Raw genomic sequence first — 23978 nt, forward strand, 5'->3', positions numbered from 1 at the left:
ACCTCTTTCGTTCGGTTGCGGTAGGGCGTCTAGCGGAAGACGCTCACGACCCAGGGGTTGAGGATGATCAGGAGAATCACTAGGCAGGCCGCCAGGATGAAGGGCGTGATCCATAGGGTGATGCGCGACAGGCTGACGTTGCTGATCGCCGAGGCGACGAAGAGTCCGGCGCCCACCGGGGGCGTCAACAAGCCCAGGGTCAGGGTCATGCAAGTGACGATGCCGAAATGCACGGAATCGATGCCGTAGCTGCCCTGGGCCACCGGCAGCAGGATCGGCACCAGAATGATCAGCGCGGCGATGCCGTCGAGCACCATGCCGACCAGTAGCAGCATCACGAACACCAGCAACATGAATAGCAGCGGGCTCTCGGTGGCATCCTGCATCAGGCTGGCCACCTGCTGGGGGATCTGGTTGTAGACCAGTACCCAGCCGAAGGCCTTGGCCGCGGCGATCAGGAACAGCACGATGGCGGTGTTGCGGGCGGTACGGGCCAGTACCCCGGGCAGGCTCGAGGCCTTGAGGTCACGGAACAGCACCCCGCCGATGAGCAGCGCCATCAGGGTGGCTGCGGCCGCAGACTCGGTGGGGGTGACGATGCCGAAGGCGATGCCGCCGACGATCACCAGGGGTATGCTCAGGGTCAGGATGGCATTGCGGGTCGCTAGCCAGCGGTCGACGGGATCCCGCTCGCCATTGGGTTCCTTACGGGCGCGGCGAGCGATCAGCGCGATCAGGCCGCAGATCAGGATGAACAGCACCAGGCCGGGAATGATCCCTCCCATGAACATGGCGCCGATGGAAACCTGGGCGATGACGCCGTAGATGATGAAGATCATCGACGGTGGAATGATCGGCCCGAGTAGGCCGGCGCCGGCGGTCAGGGCTGTGGCGAACCCCTTGTCGTAGCCGTCGCGCTCGAGCTCCGGGGTCATCACCCGACTCATGATGGCAATCTGCGCGGTGGCCGAACCCATGATGGAGGCCAGCATCAAGTTCGAGGTCAGCGAGACATAAGCGATGCTGTGGGGGAGCCAGGCGAACCAGGCACGGGCCGCCTGAATGATGCGCCGGGTAATCCCGCCCTCGTTCATGATTTCGCCGAGCAGAATGAACAGCGGGATGGCCAGCAGATCGAACACTTCCAGCGAGCCGAACAGCACCTGGGGAAGGCCCTCCAGGATGCGGTAGTTGCCGGTGTTGATCACGAAGGCAAAGGTGGAGGCGAGTAGCACGAAGGCAATCGGCATGCCCAACAGCATCAGCAGGATGAAGACGGCGAGGGTCATGGGTCAGGTCTCCTCGTCGTCGTTGGCCAGGACGAAGGCCGTACGCGAGCGGTCCGGAAGCCTGGCGAGAATATGAAGGATCCCGGTGACACAGAAGATCGGCACGATCAGATAGAAATGCCACTTCGGCCAGTCCAGCGTGAGGGCGATGTCATAGGTGACTGAGGGTGAGCGAATCCAGCCTACGGAGTACCACAGCAGGGTGGCCAGCACCGCCAGGCAGATGAGTTCGGTGAGCCTGTAACTGAAGCGTTGCCACCTCGTCGGGAGCAGCCCTATCAGCATGGTCAGACGGACATGCTGGTCGTAGTGGACGGCCACCGACATGGCCAGAAAAGCCATCCACACCAGGATGTAGACCGCCAACTCCTCGGCGAAGAATATTGGGCTGCTGAACGCGTAGCGGGCTACCACGTTGACGATCAGCAGCACGCTAAAGGCGACGATCAGCAAGCTACAGAGCATTTGTTCAAGTCGCGCCAGCCTTCGGCTGGCGCGGGTAAGTAAGGTCGTGGTCATCGCGATCACCCGTGGCTCAGGAGGGACGGGGGGTTTGGCTCATTCGCCGTCTTGCAAGGTCGAGACCTCCTGTTGGAAGGCCTGGATGATGGGGTGCTCGCCAAACCGCTCGTCGAATGCCTGGTTGGCGGCATCGAAGACGGGCTCGGCCTCCTCGAGGGTGAAGACATTGATGGTGTCTTCCAGGTAGGCCAGGTTGCTGGCCTCCGCTTCGATCTGAGCCTCGGTGCCCCAGGTCAGGGCTTCTTGCATGGCGTCATCGAGCAGGACGCGCTCCTCCTCGGATAGCGACGACCAGGTGGCCTGGCTGATCACCGATACGGCCGGGAAAGCCATGTGGTTGGTTAGGGTCAGGTGTGTGGCCACCTCGTAGAAGCCGGAGCCCACGAGGGCATCCAGATCAATGTCCACACCGTCGAGCATGCGGTTTTGCAACCCTTGATAGACGTCGGGCAGATGAACCGGGGTCGGCGTGGCACCGGCGGCTCGCCACCAAGTCTGCATGGCCGGGATGGGGATGATGCGGACCTTCTCGTTGTCGATGTCGTCGAGGCTCTCTACGCGCTCGTCACGCATCAGGATGTGGCGCATGCCGGCGAACGTGTAGCCGAAGGCGTGCAGGCCCTTGTCGTCCAGTTGATCCAGCATCTGCTGGGCGGCATCGGTCTCGGTGGCTGCGGAAGCTGCTTCGACACCATCGAACAGGAAGGGGCTGAACCAGCCGACGAAGGCCGGCTCGCGTTGGCTGGTGATGGCAGTGGTCATGATGCCCATATCCAGCAGACCGGTTTCCATCTGCGAGAACATCGCCGGTTCGTCTCCCAGTTGACCGGCCGGAAAGGTGGCGATGGTCAGCTCGCCGTTGCTGCGTGCGGCGACATCTTCGGCGAACCGTTCGGCAGTTTGAGTCCAGATGTGTTGCGGGGGGGTGATGAGCCCCATTCTCAATTCCTTGGCCAGTGCCGGGGCGCTGGCGGTGAACAGCGAGGCGCTCAGGAGTGCGGTGAATAGACGTTGGCGTGTCAGAGGGCGTGTAGTGCTTGTCATTGTCTTGGCCTTCGTTGGTGCAGGATCGATTCGCACGGTCAAAAGTTGACCTAGATCAGTATTGTGATCATCAGTATTGTGATCAATTCGACGAAAGTCGAACCGCTCTATCGCAAGCGGACCAGCAGGCGGGAGAAGGGGCTTATACCAAAGTTGGGTATCGGAGAGGGCCTTGCGCTGGACTATAATCCAGAAACAAATAAGTGGTCATTACCATTGTTTTGTAAACCAACAAATATAACCCAGCCGTCGAGGTGACCCATGACAACACGCCCCCTGCTCACAACCCTTGCCGTCGCCGCTACTGCCGGTAGCCTGGTGCTGAGCGTCCAGGCTCAGGCCCGTGATCTACGCATGGCCCCCGGGGTGCCGCCGGCGCATCCCGCCTATGACCCGATGTTCACCGAATTCGCCGAGCGCCTGGCCGAGAAGACCGATGGCGACTTGACGGGCAACCTCTTGGGGACCGAGGTGGCCAACATCGGCAACATGCGTAACGCCATCAAGAGTGGCCTGGTGGAGGTGGGGCTCTTCCTGCCGGCCTATTTCCCGGCCGACCTGCCCGAGATCAACCTGGTCGGCGACTTGGCGTTCCTGGGCACCAACCCGCATGCCATGGGGGCGGCGATGACCGAGTACATCGTCACTTGTGGCGAGTGCCAGGAGGAGCTCAAGGAACTGGGCATCGTCTATACCAGCTCCCATGCGTCCGACCTCTACCGGATCCTCAGCACCGAGCCGGCGAACTCCCTTGACGATATCCAGGGGCTGCGCATGCGCGTCGGTGGCCCTCAGTATTCTCGCTGGGCGGAGGCAGTAGGCATCTCGCCAGCGACCATTCCGGTGGGTGAACAGTATGAGGCGCTCTCGCAAGGAGTGATCGAGGGCACCATTGCGTCCATCGCGGATATCATCTCCTTCCGGCTGGATGACGTGCTGAATTATGTCACTGATGTCGAATTGGGCACGTTCCACAGCACCATTTCCCATGCGGTCGGTCAGCAGGCCTGGAGCTCGCTTCCTGCCGAGCAGCGTGAGGCGCTGATCCATGCTTCCGTGGAAGCGAGTGCGGCCATCACCCAGCGCTGGGGCTATGAGATGGCGGATGAAGCTCGCAACATCGCGCATGAAAACGATATCGAGATTCTCGAGCCCGACCCTGAATTGCTGAAAGCCACCGAAGCCTTCCTCGAGGAAGACCTGGTCCATGCCGCCGAGCAGGCCGAGGAGCGCTATGGCGTCGCGGATGCCGCAGAGAAGGTCGAGCGTTTCCAGGGCCTGGTGGAGAAATGGACCGAGATCGTCGAGGAGGTCGACGAGGAGCCCGACGCCGTCGCTGACGCCATGAAACGTGAGATTTGGAGTCAGGTGGACTTTTCCACCTACGGAACCTGATTGCATACGTCTCGGGGGCGGTATTTGCCGCCCCCCGTGCCAGCCTAGGCTTTAGGGGACGCGTTCATGGCCGTTTTGTATCGCCTGACCAATCAGGCTGCCGTCGGACTGGCGATGCTGGGTACTCTTGGCATCCTGCTGATGGTGATTCACGTCACGCTGGATGTGTTGCTGCGTTCGGTTTTTTCGGTATCGATTCCGGCAACCGTGGAGCTGGTGACTCGCTACTATCTGATCACGCTGGCACTGCTGCCGCTGGGTTGGGTGGAGTGGCGCCGCGGGATGATTGCCGTGGAGGCCCTGGAGGGGCTCATGAAACCGTGGCTGGTGCGCCTGTCCGACGTGCTGGTGTCGCTGCTTTCGGCCGCGGTCTATGCCGTTCTGGCCGTGGCCACTTGGGACAAGGCGATGGAGCAGTACGATATCGGCTCCTACGTCATGTCGCTCAACTTTCCCATGCCGGTCTGGCCGACCTACTTCGCCTTGCCCGCTGCCTTTGCCCTGGCGGCGGTGGTGTGTGTGGTACGGCTGCCGTTCCTGGCCAGGGATGCGGCCTATCCCTCCAGCACGTCAGATGAAAGGGGATCTTGATGTCCGTTGACGTTGGCTTCTACGGCCTCGCCATTTTAATGCTGCTACTGGCGCTGCGGGTGCCGGTGGCGATCTCGCTGGTCGTGGTTTCGCTGGGCGGCATGACGGTGATGTTAGGCTGGGATACCGCCATCGGGCAGCTTTCCTCGGCGCCCTACGAGTTCATCGCCAAGTGGACGCTCAGTGCGGTGCCGATGTTCCTGCTGATGGGTTTCGTCTGCTATCACACTGGCCTTACCAATGGTCTCTTCAGTGCCGCCAAGGTAGTGTTTCGCTGGCTGCCTGGCGGGGTGGCGATCTCCAGCATCGTGGCTAGCTCCGGCTTCGCCGCGGTGAGCGGCTCGAGCGTGGCCTGTTCGGCAGCCATGGGGCGCATCGCCATTCCCGAGATGGTGCATGGCGGCTACAAGCCGAGCTTCGCCTGCGGCACCATCGCCGCCGGTGGCACCATCGGCGCACTGATTCCCCCCAGCATCCTGATGATCGTGTATGGCGTCTTCGCCCAAGTTTCCATCACTCAGGTGTTCCTGGGGGGAATTACCATCGGCTTGCTGACGGCGGTCAGCTACAGCATCGTGATCCTGATGGTCAGCTGGTTCCGGCCGGACATCGTGCCGCGGGAAGCCGTGGGGGCTCGCGACATCACTGTCCGACGGGCACTGCTCGACATCTGGCCGGTGCTGGTACTGGGCGTGCTGGTGTTCGGTGGCCTGTTCTCGGGGGTGTTCACCGCCACCGAGGCGGGAGCGGTAGGAGCCGCTGGGGCGATTCTCATCGGCCTGCTGCTCAGGCGCCTGAATGGCCGGGCGATGAAGGCCGCGCTGCTCGAAACGCTTTCGACCACCTCGGCGCTGCTGATCATCGGCGTCGGGGCCAGCATGTTCACCCTGTTCCTCAGTCTGAGCGGCCTGGCCGGCTACATCACCGGAGCGGTGACGGGCTGGGAGCTCTCCTATCTCGAATTGATGCTGGTGGTGGTGCTGATTTACCTATTTCTGGGGCTGTTCATGGAGCCCTTCGGCGCCATGCTGGTGACCCTGCCCGTGCTGCTGCCGGTCTTCGAGCTCCACGACGTGAGCCTGATCTGGTTCGGCGTGTTGCTGGTCAAGTTGCTCGAGATCGGCATGATCACCCCGCCAGTGGGCATGAACATCTTCGTCATCAAGGGGGTTGCGGGCCAGTACGCCTCCTTGGTGGATATCTTCAAGGGCGTGGCGACCTTTCTGGTGGCCGACATCGTGGTCGTCGCGCTGGTCATCTTCTATCCCCAGATCGTGCTGGTGCTGACCGGCGGCTGATACGAGGAGGGAAGGTACCTGACGCTCACCGTTGGTAACTCGAATATGAGGTTATTAGTTTGTTTATTCAACAATATATTGAATCTCCAATATTTAATGCCTCCTCAGGAGGGCCGAAAGCGTGAACAAGATCATCGACAGCACTACCGCGGCGGGCCTGATTCAGGATGACGACACCGTCGTCTGGACCACCGCCGGCCTAAGCGGATTCGCCGAAGCCGTGGCCACGGCCCTGGAGGCGCGCTTCCTGGAGACAGGCACGCCTCGCAACCTCACCGTTGCCCACAGCTGTGGCTGTGGCGACGGCAACACCCGCGGCATGAACCACTTGGGCCATGCCGGGCTGGTCAAGCGCTTGATCAGCGGCCACACCGGTCAGGCCCCGCGCATGGGCGAGCTGCTTCGCGAGAACCGCGTCGAGGGCTACCTGCTGCCCCAGGGCGTGCTGGCCCATTTGTGGCGCCACATCGCCGGCGGCAAGCCCGGCGTGCTCAGCAAGGTGGGGCTGGGCACCTTCGTCGACCCGCGCCTCGAGGGTGGCAAGGCCAACGCCGCCGCCGAGGAGGACCTGGTCAAGCGGGTCGAACTCGAAGGCGAGGCGTGGCTGCTCTATCGAACCTTTCCGGTCGATGTGGCGGTGATTCGTGCCACTACCGCCGACGAGCGCGGCAACCTGAGCATGGAGCGTGAGGCGTTGCTTCTCGAGCAGCTCTCCATGGCCCAGGCAGCGAAGAACAGCGGCGGCATCGTCATTGCTCAGGTGGAGTACCTGGCCACCCAGGGCAGCCTTCACCCCAAGCAGGTCAAGGTGCCGGGCGACCTGGTCGACTACGTGGTGGTGGCCGAGCCCGAGCACCACATGCAGACCATCACTACCGGCTACAACCCGGCGCTTTCCGGCGATCTCAAGATGCCGCTGGGGGGAATCAAGCCGCTGCCCATGGATCCGCGCAAGGTGATCGCTCGGCGCGCCGCCATGGAGTTGGTACCTCGGGGGATCGTCAACCTCGGTATCGGCATGCCCGAAGGGGTCTCCAGCGTGGCCGCCGAGGAGGGCGTCAGCGACCTCATGACCCTGACCACCGAACTCGGCACCTACGGCGGCGTGCCCGCCAGCGGCGGCGACTTTGCCACCGCCTACAACGCCGAGGCGATCATCGACCACGGCTACCAATTCGACTTCTACGACGGCGGTGGCCTCGACGTCTGCTTCCTCGGCCTGGCCCAGACCGATCACGAGGGCAACCTCAACGTCAGCAAGTTCGGCGACAAGGTGGTGGGGCCGGGCGGTTTCATCAACATCAGCCAGAACGCTCGCAAGGTGGTGTTCTGCGGCACCTTCACCAACGGCGGCGAGCTGGCGATCGAAGAGGGCCGCCTGCGCATTCGCCAGGAGGGCCACCGCCGCAAGTTCGTTCAGCGCGTCGACCAGATCACCTTCAGCGGCCGTTATGCCCAGGAGACCGGTAAGCCGGTGCTGTTCGTCACCGAGCGCTGCGTTTTCGAGCTGATCGACGGCGAAATCACCCTCACCGAGATCGCCCCGGGCCTCGACGTCGAACGCGACATCCTGGCGGCCATGGACTTCGTGCCGCGCATCGCCAGCGAGCTGCGCGAGATGCCGGCGGCGCTCTTCCAGCCCCAGTGGGGCGGCCTGCGCGAGCACCTGGCACGCGACTGAGCATCAGGAGATAAGACATGTTCAAGAACGCCTACATCCCCTACGGCGGCTACTACACCACGCCTTTCTGCAAGTGGATGGGCAGCCTGGCCAACGTCAACGCCATCGAGCTGGGCGCGGCCACCAGCAAGCGCTGGTTCGCCAGCCGCGACATCGACCCCACGATCATCGACTACCTCTACCTGGGCGTTTCGGTGGGGCAGAAGTCGATCTTCTACGGCGCTCCCTGGGCCGCGGCCATGATGGGTGCCGGCCAGGCGCCGGGCCAGAACGTCACCCAAGCCTGCGCCACCGCGACCACGGCGGTATTCAATGCCGCCCTGGCGGTGGATGCCGGCAGCTTCGAGACCACCTATTGCCTGCTCGCCGACCGCCCCTCCAACGGCCCGCACACCATCTGGCCCAACCCCAATGGGCCGGGCGGCGAGGTGATCGCCGAAAACTGGAACATGGACAACATCGCCGCCGACCCGGCCACCGGCAAAGACATGCTGACCACCGCCGAGAACGTCGCGCGTGAGCATGGCTTCTCCCGCGAACAGGCCGACGAGCTGACCCTGAGGCGCTATGAGCAGTATGCCGAGGCGCTGGCCGACGAGCGAGCCTTCCAGAAGCGCTACCTGTTTCCCGTCGAGGTCGCGGTCTCGCGCAAGGAGGCCAAACTCGTCGAGGCCGACGAGGGCGTGACCGCTACCAGTGGCGAGGGCCTAGCCAAGCTGCGGGCGGTGCAGCCCGACGGTATCCATACCTACGGGGCCCAGACGCACCCGGCCGATGCCAATGCCGGCATCGTCGTCACCACCCGCGAGCGCGCCCGAGAGCTCAGCACGGATCCCCAACTGGCCGTCCAGGTGGTGGCCTACGGTCATGCCCGTACCAAGCCGGCGCACATGCCCATGGCCCCGGCCACCTCGGTGCAGCGCGCCCTGGATCAGGCGGGCCTGACCCTCGACCAGATCAAGACGATCAAGAATCACACCCCGTTCATCGCCAACGACCTGCACCTGGCCAAGGCGCTGGGGCTCGACGCCCACAGCTTCAACAACTACGGCACCTCGCTGGTGTACGGGCACCCCCAGGCGCCGACGCTGGCGCGTCTGCTGATCGAGGCCATCGAGGAGGCCGCACTCAAGGGTGGCGGCTACGCCCTAGTCACTGGCTGTGCGGCCGGCGACTCGGCCGCGGCGCTGATCGTCAAGGTGGGCTGAGTTCTTTCCGGTCGTTCCGGCCGGGAGAGCCCGCCAAGGGATCTGGCGGGCGTGAAAGCAAAAAAGCAAGGGATATGACTTGGACGTTGTCGCTCACGGTTTCCATGTCTTCCCCTGACATTGGAGCCGGATCAATTAGAACAATCTGGAGTTCAATCAAGATGGTAAATACAAAAAGGCTGGCCATGGTGGTCGCGATTTCAGCCATTTCTGCACAGGCTAATGCCCTGGATCTGGGAGAGGTCGGTGGAGCCAATCTCAGTATCGGAGGCTATGTGAAAGCGGAGGGAATCTTTACTGACCCTGATGGCGGTGATAGCTCTTTCGACGCCAGTGCTCGCCAATCACGACTCAATTTCAAGGTGGATAAAGATGTCGAAGGCCACAGTGTAACGGCATTCTTAGAAGGCGACTTTTGGGATAATGCCACGGACGACAGCGATACCAGCTACGCCATGCGGTTACGCCACGCCTACATTCAAGTCGACGACCTGACCCTCGGGCAGACCTGGACGGGCCAGTTCTTCGCCAATGCACCATTCGATGTGGAGATCCTCGACTTCTACGGTACCGGTGTCGGTAGCGTTTCCGGCAGCGGCGCGGTGGTACGGCCCGATGTGGTCCTGCACTACACGCCGGGTGGATTCCGCTTCAGTCTTCAGGATCCGGTCTATACCGATGCCGACTTCCCGGACATGGTCGCATCCTATACGCATCGCACCGAGTCGGGACACGCCTTCAACGCGGCCGTCACCGGACGTGAGGTCGAGACCGGCATCGACGACTCGAAATTCGGCGCCGCGTTTTCGCTCGCCGCCAAGTTCAACTTCGGCGATACCTCGCTTGCCCTGAGTGGCTACACGGGCAAGGGCAACAACGTTTACTCCGGGTGGGGGTATAACGGCGCGACGAACCCGAGCACCATTGCCGCGAAAGGGGAAGTCGATGCCTCTGGCGACCTGGTGAGCACGACCGGCTTGAGTGCAGGTCTGAGTCATCGATTCAATGAAAAGCTTCGGGGAAACATTCGCTATGCCCAAGTGGAGGCGGATGAAGTGGCGCCGACCGTTGCCGACGATACGCTCGAAATGATGAACGTCAACCTGATCTACACTTACCTGCCCAATCTGGACTTCGGTATCGAGTGGCGTGACCGTAACGCAACGACGATGCCGCTGCGTCCGGGCGGGCAGCAGGTGGAGCTGATGGCGATGTACAAGTTCTAGCAGGCGTCCATCGCCAAATCGTTCGTTCCTTGTTTCGATCGTTTCATTGGGGCGAATCATCGGGTGTTCGATGATTCGCCCCTTTTTCGTTGGCAAGTTGGAAGTATTTCATGCCGAGCAGGCATTCACCGGCGGCCGGCGTTGCGCCCAAGGCTGCAGCTCCTCCAACTGTTGGGCTAGAGCCAATAGGGTCGTTTCGTCGCCGAAGCGGCCGGCAAAGTGGGCGCCGATCGGCAAGCCACCATGTGTCCAATATAGCGGCACCGACATGGCGGGCTGGCCGGTGGCATTGAACAGTGCCGTGAAGGGCGAATAGCTATGGAAGCACTCGATCAGCGTCGCCAGGTCGGCCCGGTCGTCGCTGACGTCAAGGGTTCCGATGCGAGGTGGTTCGCGTGTCAGCGCCGGGGTCAGTATCAGGTCGTAGTCATGCATGAAATTGGCGAAGGTACGGCCGAGAGCGTGGATCCCTTCGATGGCTTGTACGTACTGCACTGCGCTGATACTGCCTTTCTCCCTGAGGTAGATGCGGGTGCGTGGCTCCAGCTCGTCCTCACTGACCGGCGTACCGCGCATCTGCCCGAGCAGGTCGAGGTAATTGCGGGTATTGGGGCCAATGATGTCGAAGGCCTGATCCAGGAACTGGGGAAGGTCCACCGGCAGGTTGGCGGGAATGAGCTGATGACCCAACTGCTCGCACAGGGCGGCGGAGTGGCGCACGGCCGCCAGGGCATCCGCTGACGATGGCCAGGGTTCGAGGTGCTCGACCAGGGCGATCCTGAGCGGCCGCAACGGGCGCTGCATCGCCTCGACATAGCTGGACGGCCGGGCCGGGGCGGCGTAGGGCGCGCCCAGGTCGCTACCGGCGGTGGCATCCAGCAGTGCCGCGCTGTCGCGAACCGAGAGGGTAATGGCATGGGCCACACTCATGCCGCCCCAGCCCTCGCCGACCAACGGCCCGCTGGGCATCAGGCCGCGGCTGGGCTTGAGACCGAACACGCCGCAGCAGGAGGCGGGCACGCGCAGGGAGCCGCCGCCATCGTTGCCATGGGCGAAGGGAACCGCGCGGGCAGCCACCAGTGCCGCCGTGCCGCCGCTGGAGCCCCCGGCGCTGTGCTCGAGGTTCCAGGGATTGCGGGTGGCACCGAAACGGGTCGATTCGGTGCTGTAGGAAGTTCCGAACTCGGGCGAGGTGCTGGTACCGGCGAAAATGCAGCCGGCCCGGCGCAGGCGGCTGACCAGCTCGTCGTCCCTTCCCGGGCGTGCTTCACCCAGGGCCTGGGAGCCGTTGGTCATGCGCGCCTCGGCGAGTGGTGCGAACAGATCCTTCACCAGGGTGGGAACGCCGCTGAAGGGCCCTGCGGCCGGCTGCTGCTCTCGGGCCTGGTCGTAGAGCGTTTCCGCAATGGCGTTGAGCTGTGGCTCGACCTTCTCCAGGCGCTGGATCGTTGCCTCCAGCAGCTCGCTCGCCTGGAGGTCTCCGCCTTTGATGAGCGCCGCCAGGGCCGTGGCATCCGACTGGTCGATCAACGTTTGGATATCGTGCATGGGGTTACCCGTTTAGTGGGAGAGAACATTGCCATCCTTGGCTGAGTCAGTGTCCGCTGGGTTGAGGCCCACACGTCAGGGTGCAGTCTTCAAGAGACCGAGGTTGGAGACGTTTGGGTCGAACGGCTGGCGCGCAGTTGCGCCAGCAGCCAGAGGCAGGCACCACCCAGGCTGGCCAGGGCGAGTGCTGTGATCGCGCCGCGCAGGTCGGTGCTCAGGGCGGCGATCACTGCGGCGACCACCAGGGGACTGGCGAACTGGCCGATGTAGAGGCTGGCGGTGAAGCCGCCCATGCCGCGGCCCTGGGTGCGGGGAGTGAGGGCGTTCATCACTGGGGCCATGGCGTTGGGAACCAGCATGCCGGCGCCGATGCCGTGGATGAAAACCGCCAGCAGAACCACGTTGTAGCTCTGGGCCTCGGACAGCAGCCACAGCCCCAGCGCCAGTAGCGCCAGCAGTAGGGCATTGCAGCCGCTGGTGCCGAGCCGGCGGCGCATCAGCGGCCACAGCAGCGAGCCCATCAGCGTGGAGAGCAGGCCGAACCCGGCCGCCATGCCGATCAGGGTGCTCGAAGTAACGCCAAGACCAACCAGCAGGATCGGCGTCTGCACCGTCACGATGAAGCCCAGCACCATGCCGGAGAATATCAGTAGGTAGCCCACCAGCAGGGTGGCCTTGTTGACCCGGCCCGGCGTGAGTTCCTCCGTCACTTGGGGCGTTTTCCGGATCGGCTCCCACAATATCTTCAGCATGGCGGGAATCAGCAGTAGCGGCAGCAGATAGAGATAGAAGGGGGTACGCCAGGAGTGCTCGCCCAGGATGCCGCCGACGACGAAGAAGAGGGCTCCCATCACACCGATGGTGACCACCTGGTAGTTCACGTATTTCAATCGCTCGTCGCCCTTCCAGTAGTCGGCGATCAGCGCGGCGCAGCAGGTCATGATCGCCGCCTCGGCGCAGCCGAACAGCAGGCGGACGCCGACGAGGGCGGTGAGGTCGTTCAGCAGTGCCGGGGTGGCGCCCAGTAGGGCGTAGAGCAGAGTGGCCAGTATCAGCAGGTTCTTGCGGCCGAAGCGGTCTGCTAGCCAGCCGGCAAGCGGAGCGCAGAGCGCGATCGCCAGTGCTGGGCCGGTGATGGCCAGCGGTACCAGGAGTTCAGCGTTCGGTTCCACTGGGCCGAATTCCGCGAATAGCTTGGGCAGGACCGGTGAGACCATGACCGAGCCGACGATGGTCAGACCGCTGCCCAGCACGATCACAGCCCCTTCCCGCCGCCCCGTGGCCTGACGGGGACTCACATTGTGATCTGTCATGATGAGACTCCTGGTCAGAAGGTTTTGCCGATGCGCAGCGCCACGGTATAGCCCTCGGCCCGGTTGCGAGCCTCGAACTCCTTGTAGGCGTGCAACGAGACCGCAGGCAAGCCGGGCTGGAAGAAGCTGAGGGCTGGCCCCAGTGCCAGGACCTGGGCGCGGTTGCCGTCAGTCAGTCCCGGCCCGTCGTCATCGGTGAGCTGGTGGTAGTAATAACCGCCGATGCCCGCCGTCCAGTTGCCGATTTGCTGGCCCAGGGCGAAGTCATGGCGATACTCCACGCCGCTGCGATAGTCGGTGTCGCGGTTGCGGGTATTGACGTCGAGCTGGAAGCTCGAAGAGATCTCGAAACCGCTATCGGAGATGTAGGTGGCATTGAGAATGGGCGAGAAGGTCCAGTGATTCAGGCCAGGGGAGACCAGGCGGTCCTGGTCGTAATCGCCGGTGGGAGCCTGGATCTGGAACTGGGTGTTGATGCCCAGGTTGGGGGCCGGATTCCACTGCAGGATCAACGGCAGTACCTGGAGGTCGGCCTGGCGGAACAGCTCGGCGCTGTCGGAGACGGTGCCGAAGGGGGTGGGGACCTCCAGTGAGGCATCCATCGCGAAGAACGGCAGCACCGCCCCCCAGCCGTATCTGGCGCCGAGGATCTGCCGGTCGGTCATGCGCAGGTAGGCCAGCCCGATGGAGAGCAGGTCCAGGGAGAAGTCCACCGGCTGATCGTTGCCGCTGCCGTCCTTGAGCGTGTTGGTGGAGTAGAAGGCGGTACGCAGGCCGAAGGTGCCGACAGGGGAGGGCGGAGGCATGAAACCGGCGCCGAAGTCGTACAACCCCGCCGGCGTGGTGGGGGAGCCATTCTCCGTAGCATGACCGCTTGCGGAGAAGAGGATCAGGGCCGCGCCGAAAAGGGCGGACGTCAGGTTGGAATAACGCATGGGGCAACTCTCTTGGTGTGTTTGTTGTGGTTGTCAACAAACACCTTACCGAGAGCGCCGGAAGCGGGTTATCCGTATTCGGCAAAATCGCGCTTGGCGCGCTGCAGGGTATCGGAGGGACATTCACCGAACAGGCGGCGATAGTCGGCGGCGAAACGGCTCAGGTGCCAGAAGCCCCAGTGTGCGGCGATATCCTGCACGTTCCGGGACTCGCCGGCCTGCAACAGGTCGCGGTGGGCGGCATTGAGGCGCAGGGCTCGAAGGTAGGCCACGGGATTGATGCCCAAGGTCTCCTGAAAGCAGTACTGCAATTTGCGGCGGCTGGCGCCGACCCGATTGCACAGATCGACGATGGAGGGAGGTGCATCGCAATGCGCCAGCGCGTAGTCGCAGGCGCGGTCGACGATACGTTTGCGTGCATGGGGTGCCAGCAGCGTGATGCGTTCGTTGTCGATCAATTCGAGAAAGTGCATCAGCACCATGTCCCGAAAACCGCTGCGAATGGCGGCGTGGGTCAATAGTGCCTGACTGCGCGGGCTGTCGCCCTGCATGACACTGAGAACCAGTGGAGTCAGCTCGTCCCCATCAGGGTGACTGGACAGCCGATAGCAGTGGGCCTCCGTGGGCAGGTTCAGACTACGCTGCTGGTGCTCTTGCACCGCCTCGAGTAGCGACTCGTCGATGGTGACGCGTAGCAGGTCCAGATAAGCGGGCGCGCGCACCTCGGGGAGTCGGTCGCTCTGGGCCGTCAGCAGACACGGACCACTGACGGCATGGCCATCGCAATGGAAGTCGGGATCCCTGGTTTTGAGTGGCAGGCTGAAGGTAACCGCATTCGACCAGGCGTTGCCATTTTTGACGATGGCCTGGTTGGCCTGGTCGCGAGCCACCTGCATACCTTCCAGGTGAAGCTCGGTCACGCTGCCTGCGAAGCGCCCGGGGGTGACTTGATCGTAGCGGCACTGCCAGCCGCTGAACTGCTGAGCATGTTCCTCGATATCGCTGCTCTGGCTGTGGCGGAAGCCTGGAAACGGTGCCGTGGGGGGGACGGTCTCGTGCATCATGGAACGTCTCCGTCATTTGTTGTTATTCGTGCTCATGCTATGCGGCTTCGAGTCGCTTCGCTAGCGGTGCTGGCTCAACGCGTTCTCTCTCAGAGTTTTCTCCCGTAAAGCCCTCTCTCGGATAAACGGCTCAGCACCGCTCCGGCGTGGCGCAGGGTATGGCCGTGGGCATGGGCCTGGGGGGCCTCGGTGGCCATATAGAAGCGGGCCAGTTCGGTGAGGCCCCGCAGGTACTCGGCCTCGCCTTCACCGGCATCAAGACGGACATCCGAGGCCAGCGCCAGGCGTGCCATCTGCCAGGCACCGCAGACGATGCCGAGCAGATGCAGTAGCGGTACCGCTCCCGCATAGAGCTCGGCCGTGTCGGCGCGGTGTTCGAGCAGCCAATCGGTGGTCTCGCCGAGCAGGATCGCTTGGTCGTGGAGTGGCTCCGCGAGGTCGCCGAGTCGTTCATGGGTGGCGAGATGCTCAGCGGTGGTATGAATATCGGCGATCAGTTCACGCAGCGTGGCGGCGTCCTCACGCAGGATCTTGCGGCCCAGCAGGTCGTTGGCCTGGATGCCGGTGGTACCCTCGAAGATGGTAGTCACCCGAGCGTCGCGAAACAGCTGGGCGACCCCAGTCTCCTCGACGTAACCCATGCCGCCGAACACCTGGATCGCCTCGTCGCACAGGTCGTTGCCCACCTCGGTACACCAGCCTTTGGCCACCGGCATCAGCAGGTCGACGTAGCGGCGGTGCTTGTCGGCGACGTCTGGATCCGGATGGTGGCGGGCGATGTCGAACCAACTGGCGGCGGTGTAGAGCAAAGCGCGCATGGTCATCAGCCGGGCGCGCATCGAGACCAGCATGCGCTTGACGTCGGGGTGAGCGATGATCGGCCCGCCGCTCTCGCCGGTCACGATATCGCGGCCCTGAACGCGCTCCCGGGCATAGTTCAACGCCGCCTGGTAGGCGCGCTCGCCCAGCGCCACACCCTGTACCCCGACGTTGAAGCGGGCGTCGTTCATCATCACGAACATGGTCGCCAGGCCCTGGTGCGGCTCGCCCACCAGATAGCCGATGGCGCCGCCGTCGTCGCCGTAGCTGAGGGTACAGGTGGGGCTGCCGTGGATGCCCATCTTGTGCTCGATGGCGATGCAGCGGATGTCGTTGTGTTGTCCCGGCTCGCCCCGTTCGTCGAGCAGGTACTTGGGTGCCAGGAACAGCGATAGCCCCTTGACCCCGGGAGGGGCGTCGGGCAACCGGGCCAGCACCAAATGCACGATGTTGGGAGTCAGCTCGTGCTCGCCGTAGGAGATATAGATTTTCTGTCCGAATAAGCGGTAGGCCCCGTCATCCGTGGGCTCGGCACGCATGCGGGTGGCGGCCAGGTCCGAGCCGGCCTGGGGCTCGGTGAGGTTCATGGTGGCGGCCCACTCGCCGCTGACGATCTTGTCGAGCCAGGTGGCCTTCTGTTCCTCGCTAGCGGCGATCGTCAGCGCCTCGGTCTGGCCCACGTTGAGCTGGGGCAGCATGGCGAAGGCCATGTTGGTGGAGAACCACATCTCCCAAACCGGGGTGGAGACCAGCTTGGGCATGCCTTGGCCGCCATGCTCCGGCGGCAGCGAGAGGCCGATCCAGCCGGCGTCGCGGAACCGGTCGTAGGCCTCCTGCCAGCCGTCGGGAACGATTACCTGGCCGTCGACCAGGCGGCAGCCCTGACGGTCACCGGCTTGATTGAGGGGGGCGAGTACGCCGCTGGCGAACTTGCCGGCCTCTTCCAGCACGGCGCTGACCAGATCCGGCGAGGCGTCCTCGCAGCCGGGCAGCTCGGCGATGGCCGTGAGGTTGGCCAACTCGTCGAGGATGAACTGCATATCGCGCAGCGGGGCTTGGTAATCGAGCATGATGGCCTTTCCTTATCGTGGGGCCATGCGTATCGAACCATCCAGGCGAATGGTCTCGCCGTTGAGCATGGGGTTGTCGACGATATGGCAGGCCAGGCGCGCGAATTCGTCGGGCTCGCCCAGGCGGTTGGGGAAGGGGATCGACGCCGCCAGCGACTGTTGTGCCTCCTCCGGCAGCGCCTCCATCAGCGGGGTCTTGAACAGCCCTGGGGCAATGGTCATCGCGCGGATGCCATGGCGGGCCAGTTCTCGGGCAATGGGCAGGGTCATGGCGACGATGCCGCCTTTAGAGGCCGCATAGGCGGGCTGGCCGATCTGGCCGTCGAAGGCGGCCACCGAGGCGGTGTTGATGATCACCCCGCGCTCGCCGTCGGCTTGGGGCTCGCCCTTGGCCATGGCGGCGGCGGCCAGGCGCAGCATGTTGAAGCTGCCCAGCAGGTTGATATTGACGATGCGCGAGAACGCTTCCAGTGGCAGGGGGTCGCCGTGGCGGTCGACCACCTTGGCGGGGTCGCCGACCCCGGCGCAGTTGACCAGCCCCTGCAGGCCGCCGAAGGTCTCGAGAGCCTGGGCCACCGCGGCCTCGGCATCGGCTTCGCTAGTCACGTCGGTGCGCTGAAAGAGCGCGCGGTCGGTGGGAGTTCGTGCGTTCAGCTCGCGCGCCAGCGCCTCGCCGCGCTCGGCATTGAGGTCGGCGATCACGACATTGCCGCCCGCCGCGTGCAGGGCTCGCGCGGTGGCTTCGCCGAGACCCGAAGCGCCACCGCTGACGATAAAGGTGTTGTCCTGGAATTTCATCTGTCCACTCCTTCCCAATCAGGTACGTGGGCCCTGGCCCTTTTTCTTGAAGAAGCTGCCAATGCGTTCGGCGACCTCGGGACTGGTCTGGGTCAGGGCGGCGGTCAGCGACTCCACGAACAGGCCGTCGTCGCTGGCCATGTCGTCGATGCGCGAGATGGCCGAGACCATGGCCCAGTTGGCCATGGGCGCGTTCTGAGCGATGCGCTCGGCGAGTTGACGGGCCTTGTCGAGGCTTTCACCTTCACCGACCACGTAGTGGGAGAGGCCGAGACGTTGGCCTTCGTCGGCTTCCATGACGCGACCGGTGAGCATCATTTCGCACAGACGGTCGGGGCCAATGATGTTGGCTACCCGCACGGAGGCACCGCCGCCGACGAAAATACCGTGGCGCCCTTCGGGAAGCTGGTAGACGGTATTGGCTTCGGCGACCCGTACATGGGTGGCGGTGGCCAGTTCCAGCCCGCCGCCGATCACCGCGCCCTGCATGGCGGTGACCACTGGAATACCGCCGTTCTGCAGCCGGTCGAAAATGCGATGCCAGCTACGAGAGTGCTGGACCACGCCGAAGGGGTCGCGATGCTGATGCTCGGCCAGATCGAGCCCGGCGCAGAAGTGCTGGCCTTCGGCGGCCAGTATGATGACTCGGGTACCTTTCGGCGTGGCGACCAGCGCCGTTTCCAGGGAGCCAAGCAAGCGGTCGCTGACGGCGTTGCGTTTCTCGGGCCTGGCTAGGGTGATGGTATAGATGCTGTCGTCCAGTGACGTTTTGACGAGGGGCTCGGTCATCAGTGGCCTCGTGATGGCGATTGGGCAATTGAGAGAGTGAAAGCGGCTGCGACCGGAATGTCGGCAGCTAGTTGTGGTAAAATACTGTTGTTCACCTAAACAATAGGTAGACTACAACAGTCTCGCTATTGGGTCATGCTGGTATGACTGCGACTTTGGTCGCATGCCGTGACGAAGCCAGAGAGGCGGGCAAACGAAAAACGGCAGCCCGTAGGCTGCCGTTCGTTTGGAAAGGAAATGCTGGAGATCAGGCTCGGCATTCGTCCTGCAGGGCCGTTGCGGCGTCATAGACCGCTTTGGCTTCCTCTCCCGTCTCTTCCAGATAGCGGTCGATGGTCTCCTGCAGGACGGGACCCCATTCGGGATGATCGAGGGCGTCTTCGATGACCAGGAACTCGTGGCCGGCTTCTTTGGCTTCTTGGCGTCCTTGGCGGATCAGCTCGTCGTAGACGTCTGCGGCGCGCAGCGACCACTCCATGCCGCTGTGTTCGTCGATGACCCGTTGGAGATCTTCGGGCAGGCGGTCATAGCTGCGCTGGCTCATGGTCGCGAACAGGGAGAGATCGTAGAGGGGCACTTCGGTGTGATGGGAAGCCAGTTCGTTGAGTCGGAACGTTTTCATGCCTTCCCAGTTGAAGCTCAGCCCATCGACCACGCCGCGCTGCATGGCGGTGAAGACGTCGGGGGCCGGCATGCCGACTGCCTGGGCGCCGAGGCGGTTGAACATGTCGCCGACCACCGGCGTGGGACGGCGCAGGCGTAGCCCCTCCAGGTCCCGGGGCGTCTCGACCAGGCGCTCACGGGTGTGCAGGTAGCCGGGGCCGGTAGTGAACAGGAACAGTGGCCGGGTATCGGCATACTCCTCGTCGAAGTGGCCTTGGTCGTAGAGCGACTGCAGGATGCACGAGCCCTGGCGGCTGCTGGCCGAGACGCCGGGGAGTTCGGCCACTTGGGTCAGCGGAAAGCGCCCGGCGTTGTAGCCCTGCGCCGAGGCCCCGATGTCGGCGACGCCGGTGACGGCGCTCTCGTAGGTCTTGTCGGATTTGGCCAGGGTCTGGCTGGGGTAGACCTCCACCTCGAGGCGCCCCTCGGAAGCTGCCTCGACGCTCTCCGCCCAGGCCTGGAACAGCTCGCGGTCGATCAGCGAGCCGCCTGGCCAGACGTGGGCGATGCGCAGCGTGGTCGTCTCGGCCAGGGCCGGCGTGGCGACGAGTGCGGCGGCCAGTACGCTGGAAAGGGCAATACGGTTCACGGTCTTGCTGGGTGTCATGGGGTATTCCTCTTGTCGTTATGTCGTCGAAACGCTTATAAGTCCAGCACCAGGACCTGGCTCTTGGCGCGTGAGCAGCACGGCGTGAATTGGTCGTTGGCGGCGTGCTCGTGGTCTTCCAGGTAGAGATCGCGATGGTCGGGTTCGCCCTCCAGCACCCGGGTCAGGCAGGTGCCGCAGACCCCCTGCTCGCAGGAGACCATGATCTCGATGCCGTTTTCGGCGAGTACTTGATGCACCGTCTTGTCGGCGGGCACGGTGAAGCTGGCGCCGCTGCTGGCGATCCTGACCTCGAAGCTGTCGTCGTCCGCGGTATCGACGATGGCGCCGGTGAAATACTCGGTGTGCAGCCGCTCGCCGGGCCATCCCTTCTCCTTGCAGGTCGACAGCACCGCATCAATGAAGCCGCTGGGGCCGCATACGTAGACATGGGCGTCGGGATCCGGCGTGCCGAGCAGTGCCTCGAGATCCAGCCGCTGTGATGGCTCGCCATCGTCGAAGTGGAAGTGCACCCGGTCGGCGAAACGGGAAGCGGCGATACGCTCGCGGAAGGCGGTGCGCGCCGGAGAGCGGGTGCAGTAATGCAGTTCGAAGTCAGCGTTGGTGTGGGCCAGGCGCTCCGCCATGCACAGCAGCGGCGTGATGCCGATGCCGCCGGCCAGTAGCAGGGTGCGGCTGGCCGGCTCGAGCGGGAAGTGATTCTTGGGCGCACTGATCTGCAGCAGGTCGCCCTTGCGGATGTCGTCGTGCATGGCTACCGAACCGCCACGCGAGGCTGGTTCGCGCAGCACCCCGATCAGATAGCGGTCCCGCTCTTCGGGGTGGTTGCACAGGGAGTACTGGCGAATCACGCCATCCTTGACCCGCACGTCGATGTGCGCGCCGGCACTGAACGCCGGCAGCGGGCGACCATGAGGATCGGCCAGCTCGAAGGTGACGATATCCTGGGCCTCATCGTGACGGGCCTTGACCTCGACGATGAGGGAGAGCGCTGCACTGCTCATGCCGAAGCCTCCTCCTCGGTCGGCGTGCGCTCCTCGGCAAGGACTCGGTCGATGATGCGCCGGGCCTGGACGCCGCCGCCGTCGATGTTGAGCTTGAGCAGCTGGCGCTCGGGATAGCGCAGCAGGTTGCGCTGCTGGGCCTCGAGCATCTCCAAGTCTTCGGCGAAGATCTTGCCCTGGCCTTCGCGGATCCTGTCGGTGAGTTCGGCGTCCTCGGGTTTGAAGTTGCGTGCCATGCCCCAGAAGTACCAGATCGAGGTATCGGTTTCGGGAGTGATGAAATCGACCACGATGCTCGAGGCCTTGACCTCCGCCGGGGCGTCATAGCCGCCGTGGCCGGCATGGGCCACGCCCACGTCTATGTGCACGTGGCTCGGCGGGGTGAAGCGGCAGATCTGCCAACGGTCCACCGGTACGTCGTCGGCCAGACCGCAGCCGCGCAGGGCGGCTTGCCAGAACGGCGGCGCCGGGATGTTTTCCATGTGGCGGCTGGTGATGACTTCCTCTCTGTCGACGGACGTCTCGGGCGCGGCCTCCTCGATCTCCGGCTGGCCGATGCTGGAGGCGTGCACGTAGGTCTCATGGGTCAAGTCCATGAGGTTGTCGATCATCAGCCGATAGTCGCATCCTACGTGGTAGAGCCCACCGCCAAAGGCCCAGTCGGGGCTATCGGCCCAGTGCAGCTCGGGGATCAGGCTCGCGTCGGCTCTTTCGGGGTCGCCTGGCCAGATCCATACGAAACCGTAGCGTTCTTCCACCGGGTAGGCGCGGATGCTCGGGAAGCCGCGAACGCGTTGTCCGGGCATGCTGGAACACTTGCCGTCGCAGCCCATCTCCAGGCCGTGGTAGCCGCAGACCAACTGACCGTTGCGTACGAAGCCCAGCGAGAGCGGGGCGCCGCGATGGGGGCAGAAGTCCTCGACGGCAGCCACTCGACCCTCGTCGCCACGGAAGAAGACGATCGGCTCGTTGCAGATGGTGCGCCCCAGCGGTTTGTCCTCGATCTCGTCCGGGGTGCAGGCGACGTACCAGGTATTCTTGGGGAAGGGGGCCTGATGAGTCATGGTCAACTCCTTGCTATCGTGTCACGGGAACGTCGTTTTGAGTGCTTTTGGATCCAAAAGTAAAGAATGGTAGGGGTTTTGGGTCAAGTTATGCTTTAGTTGGATCCATAAACGGTTGCTGACACAAATCATTGACAATGACGGGATAAGCCAGTGACGAGCAGTAGCAACGTGGTGAGTCAGCTTCGCAAGTTGATCAGCGAAGGGGTCTATCAGCCGGGCGAGCGTATCGGCGAGGAGCGGGTGGCCGAGCAGCTGAGCGTGTCGCGTACGCCGGTGCGCCTGGCCTTCCGGACTCTAGAGCAGGAAGGCCTGCTCGAGCGGGCTGGCAAGCGGGGCTTTCAGGTGCGCGAGTTCACCGAGGGCGACGTGCAGTGTGCCGTCGAAGTGCGCGGCGTGCTGGAAGGGCTGGCAGCCCGCCGGCTCGCTGAACGGGGAGTCGCGGCAGAGCTGGATGCCGAACTGGAATTTTGGATCCAAACGGGGCGGGAGCTATTGGCCAAGGGCTTCTTGGTCGAGGCGGATATCGAAGGCTGGAGCGAGCTTAACCGACGCTTCCACGAGTCGATCGTCCAGGCAGCGGGAAGCCCGGTGATCGGCGATGCCATTGCCCGTAATAATCACCTTCCTTTTGCTTCTGCCGACTCCATCATCATCGACAGCCAGGCTTTGGAGAAAGAGTATCGCAAGCTGCAACAGGCCCAACTGCAGCATGAACTGGTCGTTCAGGCGCTCCGACAGGGCGAGGGAGCGCGTGCCGAGATGTTGATGCGTGAGCATGCCTTCATTGGATTGCGCTATGCGGAACTGCTGGGGTTGGGAAGCGGGGGCAGTCGCCCGCGAGATGTCGACTGAGCGCGGTCGGGCGGCGAAAGCGCCGCCCGCCGGCACACCGTCTGGCGGGCGATGCGCCGGCCTTGGCTTCATTGCGGCGTGGGGAAGCGCACGACGGGCTTGACGATTCGGCCGTGCTCGGCGTCGTCGATGGCCTGGTTGATCTGCTCGAAAGCGTAGTAGGTCACCAGGCGGTCGAACGGGAAGCAACCCCGTTCGTACAGGCGGATCAGTACGGGGATGAAGTGATCCGGGAGCGAGTCGCCTTCGACGATGCCCCTCAGGCTGCGGCCCGCCGACATCATGTGACTCAGGTTCAGCTCAAGCGTGCTGCTGGGATCGGAGGCGCCGAGGATACCGCAGGTGCCGCGGGGGGATAGCGCTGCCACGGCTTGCTGGATGACCGGTGCGAGGCCCGTGGTATCGAGGGCATGATCGACACCAGCACCGCCCGCGGCTTGACAGATCTGTTCCACCAGCCCTTGGGAGTCTGCCGCGAAGGCATGGCTGGCGCCGAGTTCCAGCGCCAGCTCCAAACGCTGTCGGTTGCGATCCACCGCGATGATGGGGGTCGCCCCGGCGATGACGCCGGCCATGATGGCCGATAGGCCGACTGACCCTGTGCCGAACACCACTAGTGAATCGCCCGGTGCGACCCGCAGTGAATTGAGTACAGCGCCGGCGCCGGTTTGCACGCCGCAGGCTAGAGGTCCCAGCAGCTCCAGTGGAGCCGAGCGAGGTACCTTGACGATGTTGCGTTCATGGCACAGGGAATGGCTGGCGAAAGAGGACTGGCCGAAAATGTTGCCATGTACCATCTGGCCCGCCTGTGACAGGGCGCTCGACCCGTCCGCTCGGGTACCGAAGAAGTTGCGCGGGAAGAAGTCGTGACAGTAGCTGGTTTGGCCCTTGTCGCAGCTGGCGCAGTGGCCGCACGAGTTGTAGGTCATGACCACATGATCGCCGACGGCGACCTTGCTGACGCCGCTGCCCACCCGTTCGACGATGCCAGCTCCCTCATGGCCCAGCACCACTGGCTGTGGTGTGGGGAGCTGCTGATCGCGCATGGCGATATCGGTATGGCAAATGCCGGTGGCCACCAGGCGCACGAGGATCTCGTCGGCGCGGGGCGATTCGAGCTGCAGCGTCTCCAGAGACAACGGGGCTTGCGGTGAGCGGGCAATGGCTGCGCTGATTTCCATAGCGGTGTACTCCT

21 protein-coding genes are annotated in these 23978 nt (G+C 63.7%); 7 read left to right on the forward strand and 14 right to left on the reverse strand.

Annotation, left to right across the window (positions count from 1 at the left end):
* Nucleotides 1-29: 29 nt before the first annotated feature.
* Genes GFD32_RS08670 through GFD32_RS08680 form a run of 3 tightly spaced genes read right to left on the reverse strand, consistent with a single transcriptional unit; the run spans nucleotide 30 to nucleotide 2855 of the window.
* A complete protein-coding gene (locus tag GFD32_RS08670) occupies nucleotides 30-1289 on the reverse strand; it encodes a TRAP transporter large permease (RefSeq protein ID WP_163576163.1) in 1260 nt (419 codons plus the stop codon).
* A gap of 3 nt (nucleotides 1290-1292) precedes the next feature.
* Nucleotides 1293-1808 carry a TRAP transporter small permease gene (locus GFD32_RS08675; RefSeq protein WP_163576164.1) on the reverse strand — a complete coding sequence of 172 codons (516 nt, stop codon included), beginning with the start codon at nucleotides 1806-1808 and terminating at the stop codon, nucleotides 1293-1295.
* A 39-nt stretch (nucleotides 1809-1847) separates the two neighbouring features.
* Nucleotides 1848-2855, reverse strand: coding sequence for a TRAP transporter substrate-binding protein (locus GFD32_RS08680; protein WP_240455585.1), 1008 nt, complete (start codon nucleotides 2853-2855; stop codon nucleotides 1848-1850).
* 261 nt (nucleotides 2856-3116) lie between these two features.
* Here GFD32_RS08680 and dctP point away from each other — a divergent pair, with 261 nt between their 5' ends.
* From dctP to GFD32_RS08710, 6 genes are all read left to right on the forward strand, one after another.
* Nucleotides 3117-4250, forward strand: a complete 1134-nt coding sequence (gene dctP, locus GFD32_RS08685) for a TRAP transporter substrate-binding protein DctP (RefSeq protein ID WP_163576165.1) — start codon at nucleotides 3117-3119, stop codon at nucleotides 4248-4250.
* A 66-nt stretch (nucleotides 4251-4316) separates the two neighbouring features.
* The gene (locus GFD32_RS08690; RefSeq protein WP_163576166.1) at nucleotides 4317-4841 is read left to right on the forward strand and encodes a TRAP transporter small permease; all 525 of its coding nucleotides are present in this window, start codon (nucleotides 4317-4319) and stop codon (nucleotides 4839-4841) included.
* Nucleotides 4841-6139, forward strand: a complete 1299-nt coding sequence (locus tag GFD32_RS08695; RefSeq protein ID WP_163576167.1) for a TRAP transporter large permease — start codon at nucleotides 4841-4843, stop codon at nucleotides 6137-6139. The genes GFD32_RS08690 and GFD32_RS08695 overlap by 1 nt, the downstream gene beginning before the upstream one ends.
* A gap of 121 nt (nucleotides 6140-6260) precedes the next feature.
* The gene (locus tag GFD32_RS08700) at nucleotides 6261-7820 is read left to right on the forward strand and encodes an acyl CoA:acetate/3-ketoacid CoA transferase (RefSeq protein ID WP_163576168.1); all 1560 of its coding nucleotides are present in this window, start codon (nucleotides 6261-6263) and stop codon (nucleotides 7818-7820) included.
* Nucleotides 7821-7837: 17 nt separating this feature from the next.
* The gene (locus GFD32_RS08705; RefSeq protein WP_163576169.1) at nucleotides 7838-9028 is read left to right on the forward strand and encodes a thiolase family protein; all 1191 of its coding nucleotides are present in this window, start codon (nucleotides 7838-7840) and stop codon (nucleotides 9026-9028) included.
* 161 nt (nucleotides 9029-9189) lie between these two features.
* Nucleotides 9190-10254, forward strand: coding sequence for a porin (locus GFD32_RS08710; protein WP_163576170.1), 1065 nt, complete (start codon nucleotides 9190-9192; stop codon nucleotides 10252-10254).
* A gap of 108 nt (nucleotides 10255-10362) precedes the next feature.
* Here the strand turns inward: GFD32_RS08710 and GFD32_RS08715 are convergent, their stop codons facing one another.
* The 10 genes from GFD32_RS08715 to GFD32_RS08760 all read right to left on the reverse strand — a co-directional run bounded on the left by GFD32_RS08715 (nucleotide 10363) and on the right by GFD32_RS08760 (nucleotide 21928).
* Nucleotides 10363-11802 carry an amidase gene (locus GFD32_RS08715; protein WP_163576171.1) on the reverse strand — a complete coding sequence of 480 codons (1440 nt, stop codon included), beginning with the start codon at nucleotides 11800-11802 and terminating at the stop codon, nucleotides 10363-10365.
* A gap of 89 nt (nucleotides 11803-11891) precedes the next feature.
* Nucleotides 11892-13115 (reverse strand): MFS transporter, encoded by a 1224-nt coding sequence (locus GFD32_RS08720; RefSeq protein WP_163576172.1) that lies wholly within the window; start codon nucleotides 13113-13115, stop codon nucleotides 11892-11894.
* 14 nt (nucleotides 13116-13129) lie between these two features.
* Complete coding sequence (locus tag GFD32_RS08725; protein WP_163576173.1) at nucleotides 13130-14050, reverse strand: SphA family protein; 921 nt, start codon at nucleotides 14048-14050, stop codon at nucleotides 13130-13132.
* Nucleotides 14051-14118: 68 nt separating this feature from the next.
* On the reverse strand, nucleotides 14119-15114 hold the full coding sequence (locus tag GFD32_RS08730) for a helix-turn-helix domain-containing protein (RefSeq protein ID WP_240455586.1): 996 nt from the start codon (nucleotides 15112-15114) through the stop codon (nucleotides 14119-14121).
* An 89-nt stretch (nucleotides 15115-15203) separates the two neighbouring features.
* Entirely contained in the window at nucleotides 15204-17003 is a 1800-nt protein-coding gene (locus tag GFD32_RS08735; protein ID WP_163576174.1) for an acyl-CoA dehydrogenase, read from the reverse strand.
* Between the two features lie 12 nt (nucleotides 17004-17015).
* Nucleotides 17016-17801 (reverse strand): 3-hydroxyacyl-CoA dehydrogenase, encoded by a 786-nt coding sequence (locus GFD32_RS08740; protein WP_163576175.1) that lies wholly within the window; start codon nucleotides 17799-17801, stop codon nucleotides 17016-17018.
* An 18-nt stretch (nucleotides 17802-17819) separates the two neighbouring features.
* On the reverse strand, nucleotides 17820-18590 hold the full coding sequence (locus GFD32_RS08745) for a crotonase/enoyl-CoA hydratase family protein (RefSeq protein ID WP_163576176.1): 771 nt from the start codon (nucleotides 18588-18590) through the stop codon (nucleotides 17820-17822).
* A 247-nt stretch (nucleotides 18591-18837) separates the two neighbouring features.
* Nucleotides 18838-19860, reverse strand: a complete 1023-nt coding sequence (locus tag GFD32_RS08750) for a TRAP transporter substrate-binding protein (protein WP_163576177.1) — start codon at nucleotides 19858-19860, stop codon at nucleotides 18838-18840.
* 35 nt (nucleotides 19861-19895) lie between these two features.
* Entirely contained in the window at nucleotides 19896-20864 is a 969-nt protein-coding gene (locus GFD32_RS08755) for a PDR/VanB family oxidoreductase (protein ID WP_163576178.1), read from the reverse strand.
* On the reverse strand, nucleotides 20861-21928 hold the full coding sequence (locus GFD32_RS08760; protein WP_163576179.1) for an aromatic ring-hydroxylating dioxygenase subunit alpha: 1068 nt from the start codon (nucleotides 21926-21928) through the stop codon (nucleotides 20861-20863). Before GFD32_RS08760 ends, GFD32_RS08755 begins: the two co-directional genes overlap by 4 nt.
* A 153-nt stretch (nucleotides 21929-22081) precedes the next feature.
* On the opposite strand from GFD32_RS08760, the gene GFD32_RS08765 reads away from it, so the two are divergent.
* A complete protein-coding gene (locus GFD32_RS08765; RefSeq protein ID WP_163576180.1) occupies nucleotides 22082-22783 on the forward strand; it encodes a GntR family transcriptional regulator in 702 nt (233 codons plus the stop codon).
* A 68-nt stretch (nucleotides 22784-22851) separates the two neighbouring features.
* Here GFD32_RS08765 and GFD32_RS08770 read toward each other — a convergent pair whose 3' ends face one another.
* A complete protein-coding gene (locus GFD32_RS08770; RefSeq protein WP_163576181.1) occupies nucleotides 22852-23964 on the reverse strand; it encodes an NAD(P)-dependent alcohol dehydrogenase in 1113 nt (370 codons plus the stop codon).
* Nucleotides 23965-23978: the final 14 nt, after the last annotated feature.

Origin of the sequence: Halomonas faecis, assembly GCF_010993975.1 — a bacterium.
In the GTDB taxonomy this organism is placed as follows: domain Bacteria; phylum Pseudomonadota; class Gammaproteobacteria; order Pseudomonadales; family Halomonadaceae; genus Halomonas; species Halomonas faecis.

Excerpts from the sequence above, each read along its gene's own strand:
- GFD32_RS08730 (WP_240455586.1), bottom strand. The coding sequence starts at position 15,114 with ATGATGCACGAGACCGTCCCCCCCACGGCACCGTTTCCAGGCTTCCGC.
- GFD32_RS08735 (WP_163576174.1), bottom strand. The coding sequence starts at position 17,003 with ATGCTCGATTACCAAGCCCCGCTGCGCGATATGCAGTTCATCCTCGAC.
- GFD32_RS08750 (WP_163576177.1), bottom strand. The coding sequence starts at position 19,860 with ATGACACCCAGCAAGACCGTGAACCGTATTGCCCTTTCCAGCGTACTG.
- GFD32_RS08725 (WP_163576173.1), bottom strand. The coding sequence starts at position 14,050 with ATGCGTTATTCCAACCTGACGTCCGCCCTTTTCGGCGCGGCCCTGATC.
- GFD32_RS08675 (WP_163576164.1), bottom strand. The coding sequence starts at position 1,808 with ATGACCACGACCTTACTTACCCGCGCCAGCCGAAGGCTGGCGCGACTT.
- GFD32_RS08705 (WP_163576169.1), top strand. The coding sequence starts at position 7,838 with ATGTTCAAGAACGCCTACATCCCCTACGGCGGCTACTACACCACGCCT.
- dctP (WP_163576165.1), top strand. The coding sequence starts at position 3,117 with ATGACAACACGCCCCCTGCTCACAACCCTTGCCGTCGCCGCTACTGCC.
- GFD32_RS08715 (WP_163576171.1), bottom strand. The coding sequence starts at position 11,802 with ATGCACGATATCCAAACGTTGATCGACCAGTCGGATGCCACGGCCCTG.
- GFD32_RS08745 (WP_163576176.1), bottom strand. The coding sequence starts at position 18,590 with ATGACCGAGCCCCTCGTCAAAACGTCACTGGACGACAGCATCTATACC.
- GFD32_RS08710 (WP_163576170.1), top strand. The coding sequence starts at position 9,190 with ATGGTAAATACAAAAAGGCTGGCCATGGTGGTCGCGATTTCAGCCATT.
- GFD32_RS08680 (WP_240455585.1), bottom strand. The coding sequence starts at position 2,855 with ATGACAAGCACTACACGCCCTCTGACACGCCAACGTCTATTCACCGCA.
- GFD32_RS08770 (WP_163576181.1), bottom strand. The coding sequence starts at position 23,964 with ATGGAAATCAGCGCAGCCATTGCCCGCTCACCGCAAGCCCCGTTGTCT.
- GFD32_RS08755 (WP_163576178.1), bottom strand. The coding sequence starts at position 20,864 with ATGAGCAGTGCAGCGCTCTCCCTCATCGTCGAGGTCAAGGCCCGTCAC.
- GFD32_RS08760 (WP_163576179.1), bottom strand. The coding sequence starts at position 21,928 with ATGACTCATCAGGCCCCCTTCCCCAAGAATACCTGGTACGTCGCCTGC.
- GFD32_RS08740 (WP_163576175.1), bottom strand. The coding sequence starts at position 17,801 with ATGAAATTCCAGGACAACACCTTTATCGTCAGCGGTGGCGCTTCGGGT.
- GFD32_RS08720 (WP_163576172.1), bottom strand. The coding sequence starts at position 13,115 with ATGACAGATCACAATGTGAGTCCCCGTCAGGCCACGGGGCGGCGGGAA.
- GFD32_RS08670 (WP_163576163.1), bottom strand. The coding sequence starts at position 1,289 with ATGACCCTCGCCGTCTTCATCCTGCTGATGCTGTTGGGCATGCCGATT.
- GFD32_RS08695 (WP_163576167.1), top strand. The coding sequence starts at position 4,841 with ATGTCCGTTGACGTTGGCTTCTACGGCCTCGCCATTTTAATGCTGCTA.
- GFD32_RS08690 (WP_163576166.1), top strand. The coding sequence starts at position 4,317 with ATGGCCGTTTTGTATCGCCTGACCAATCAGGCTGCCGTCGGACTGGCG.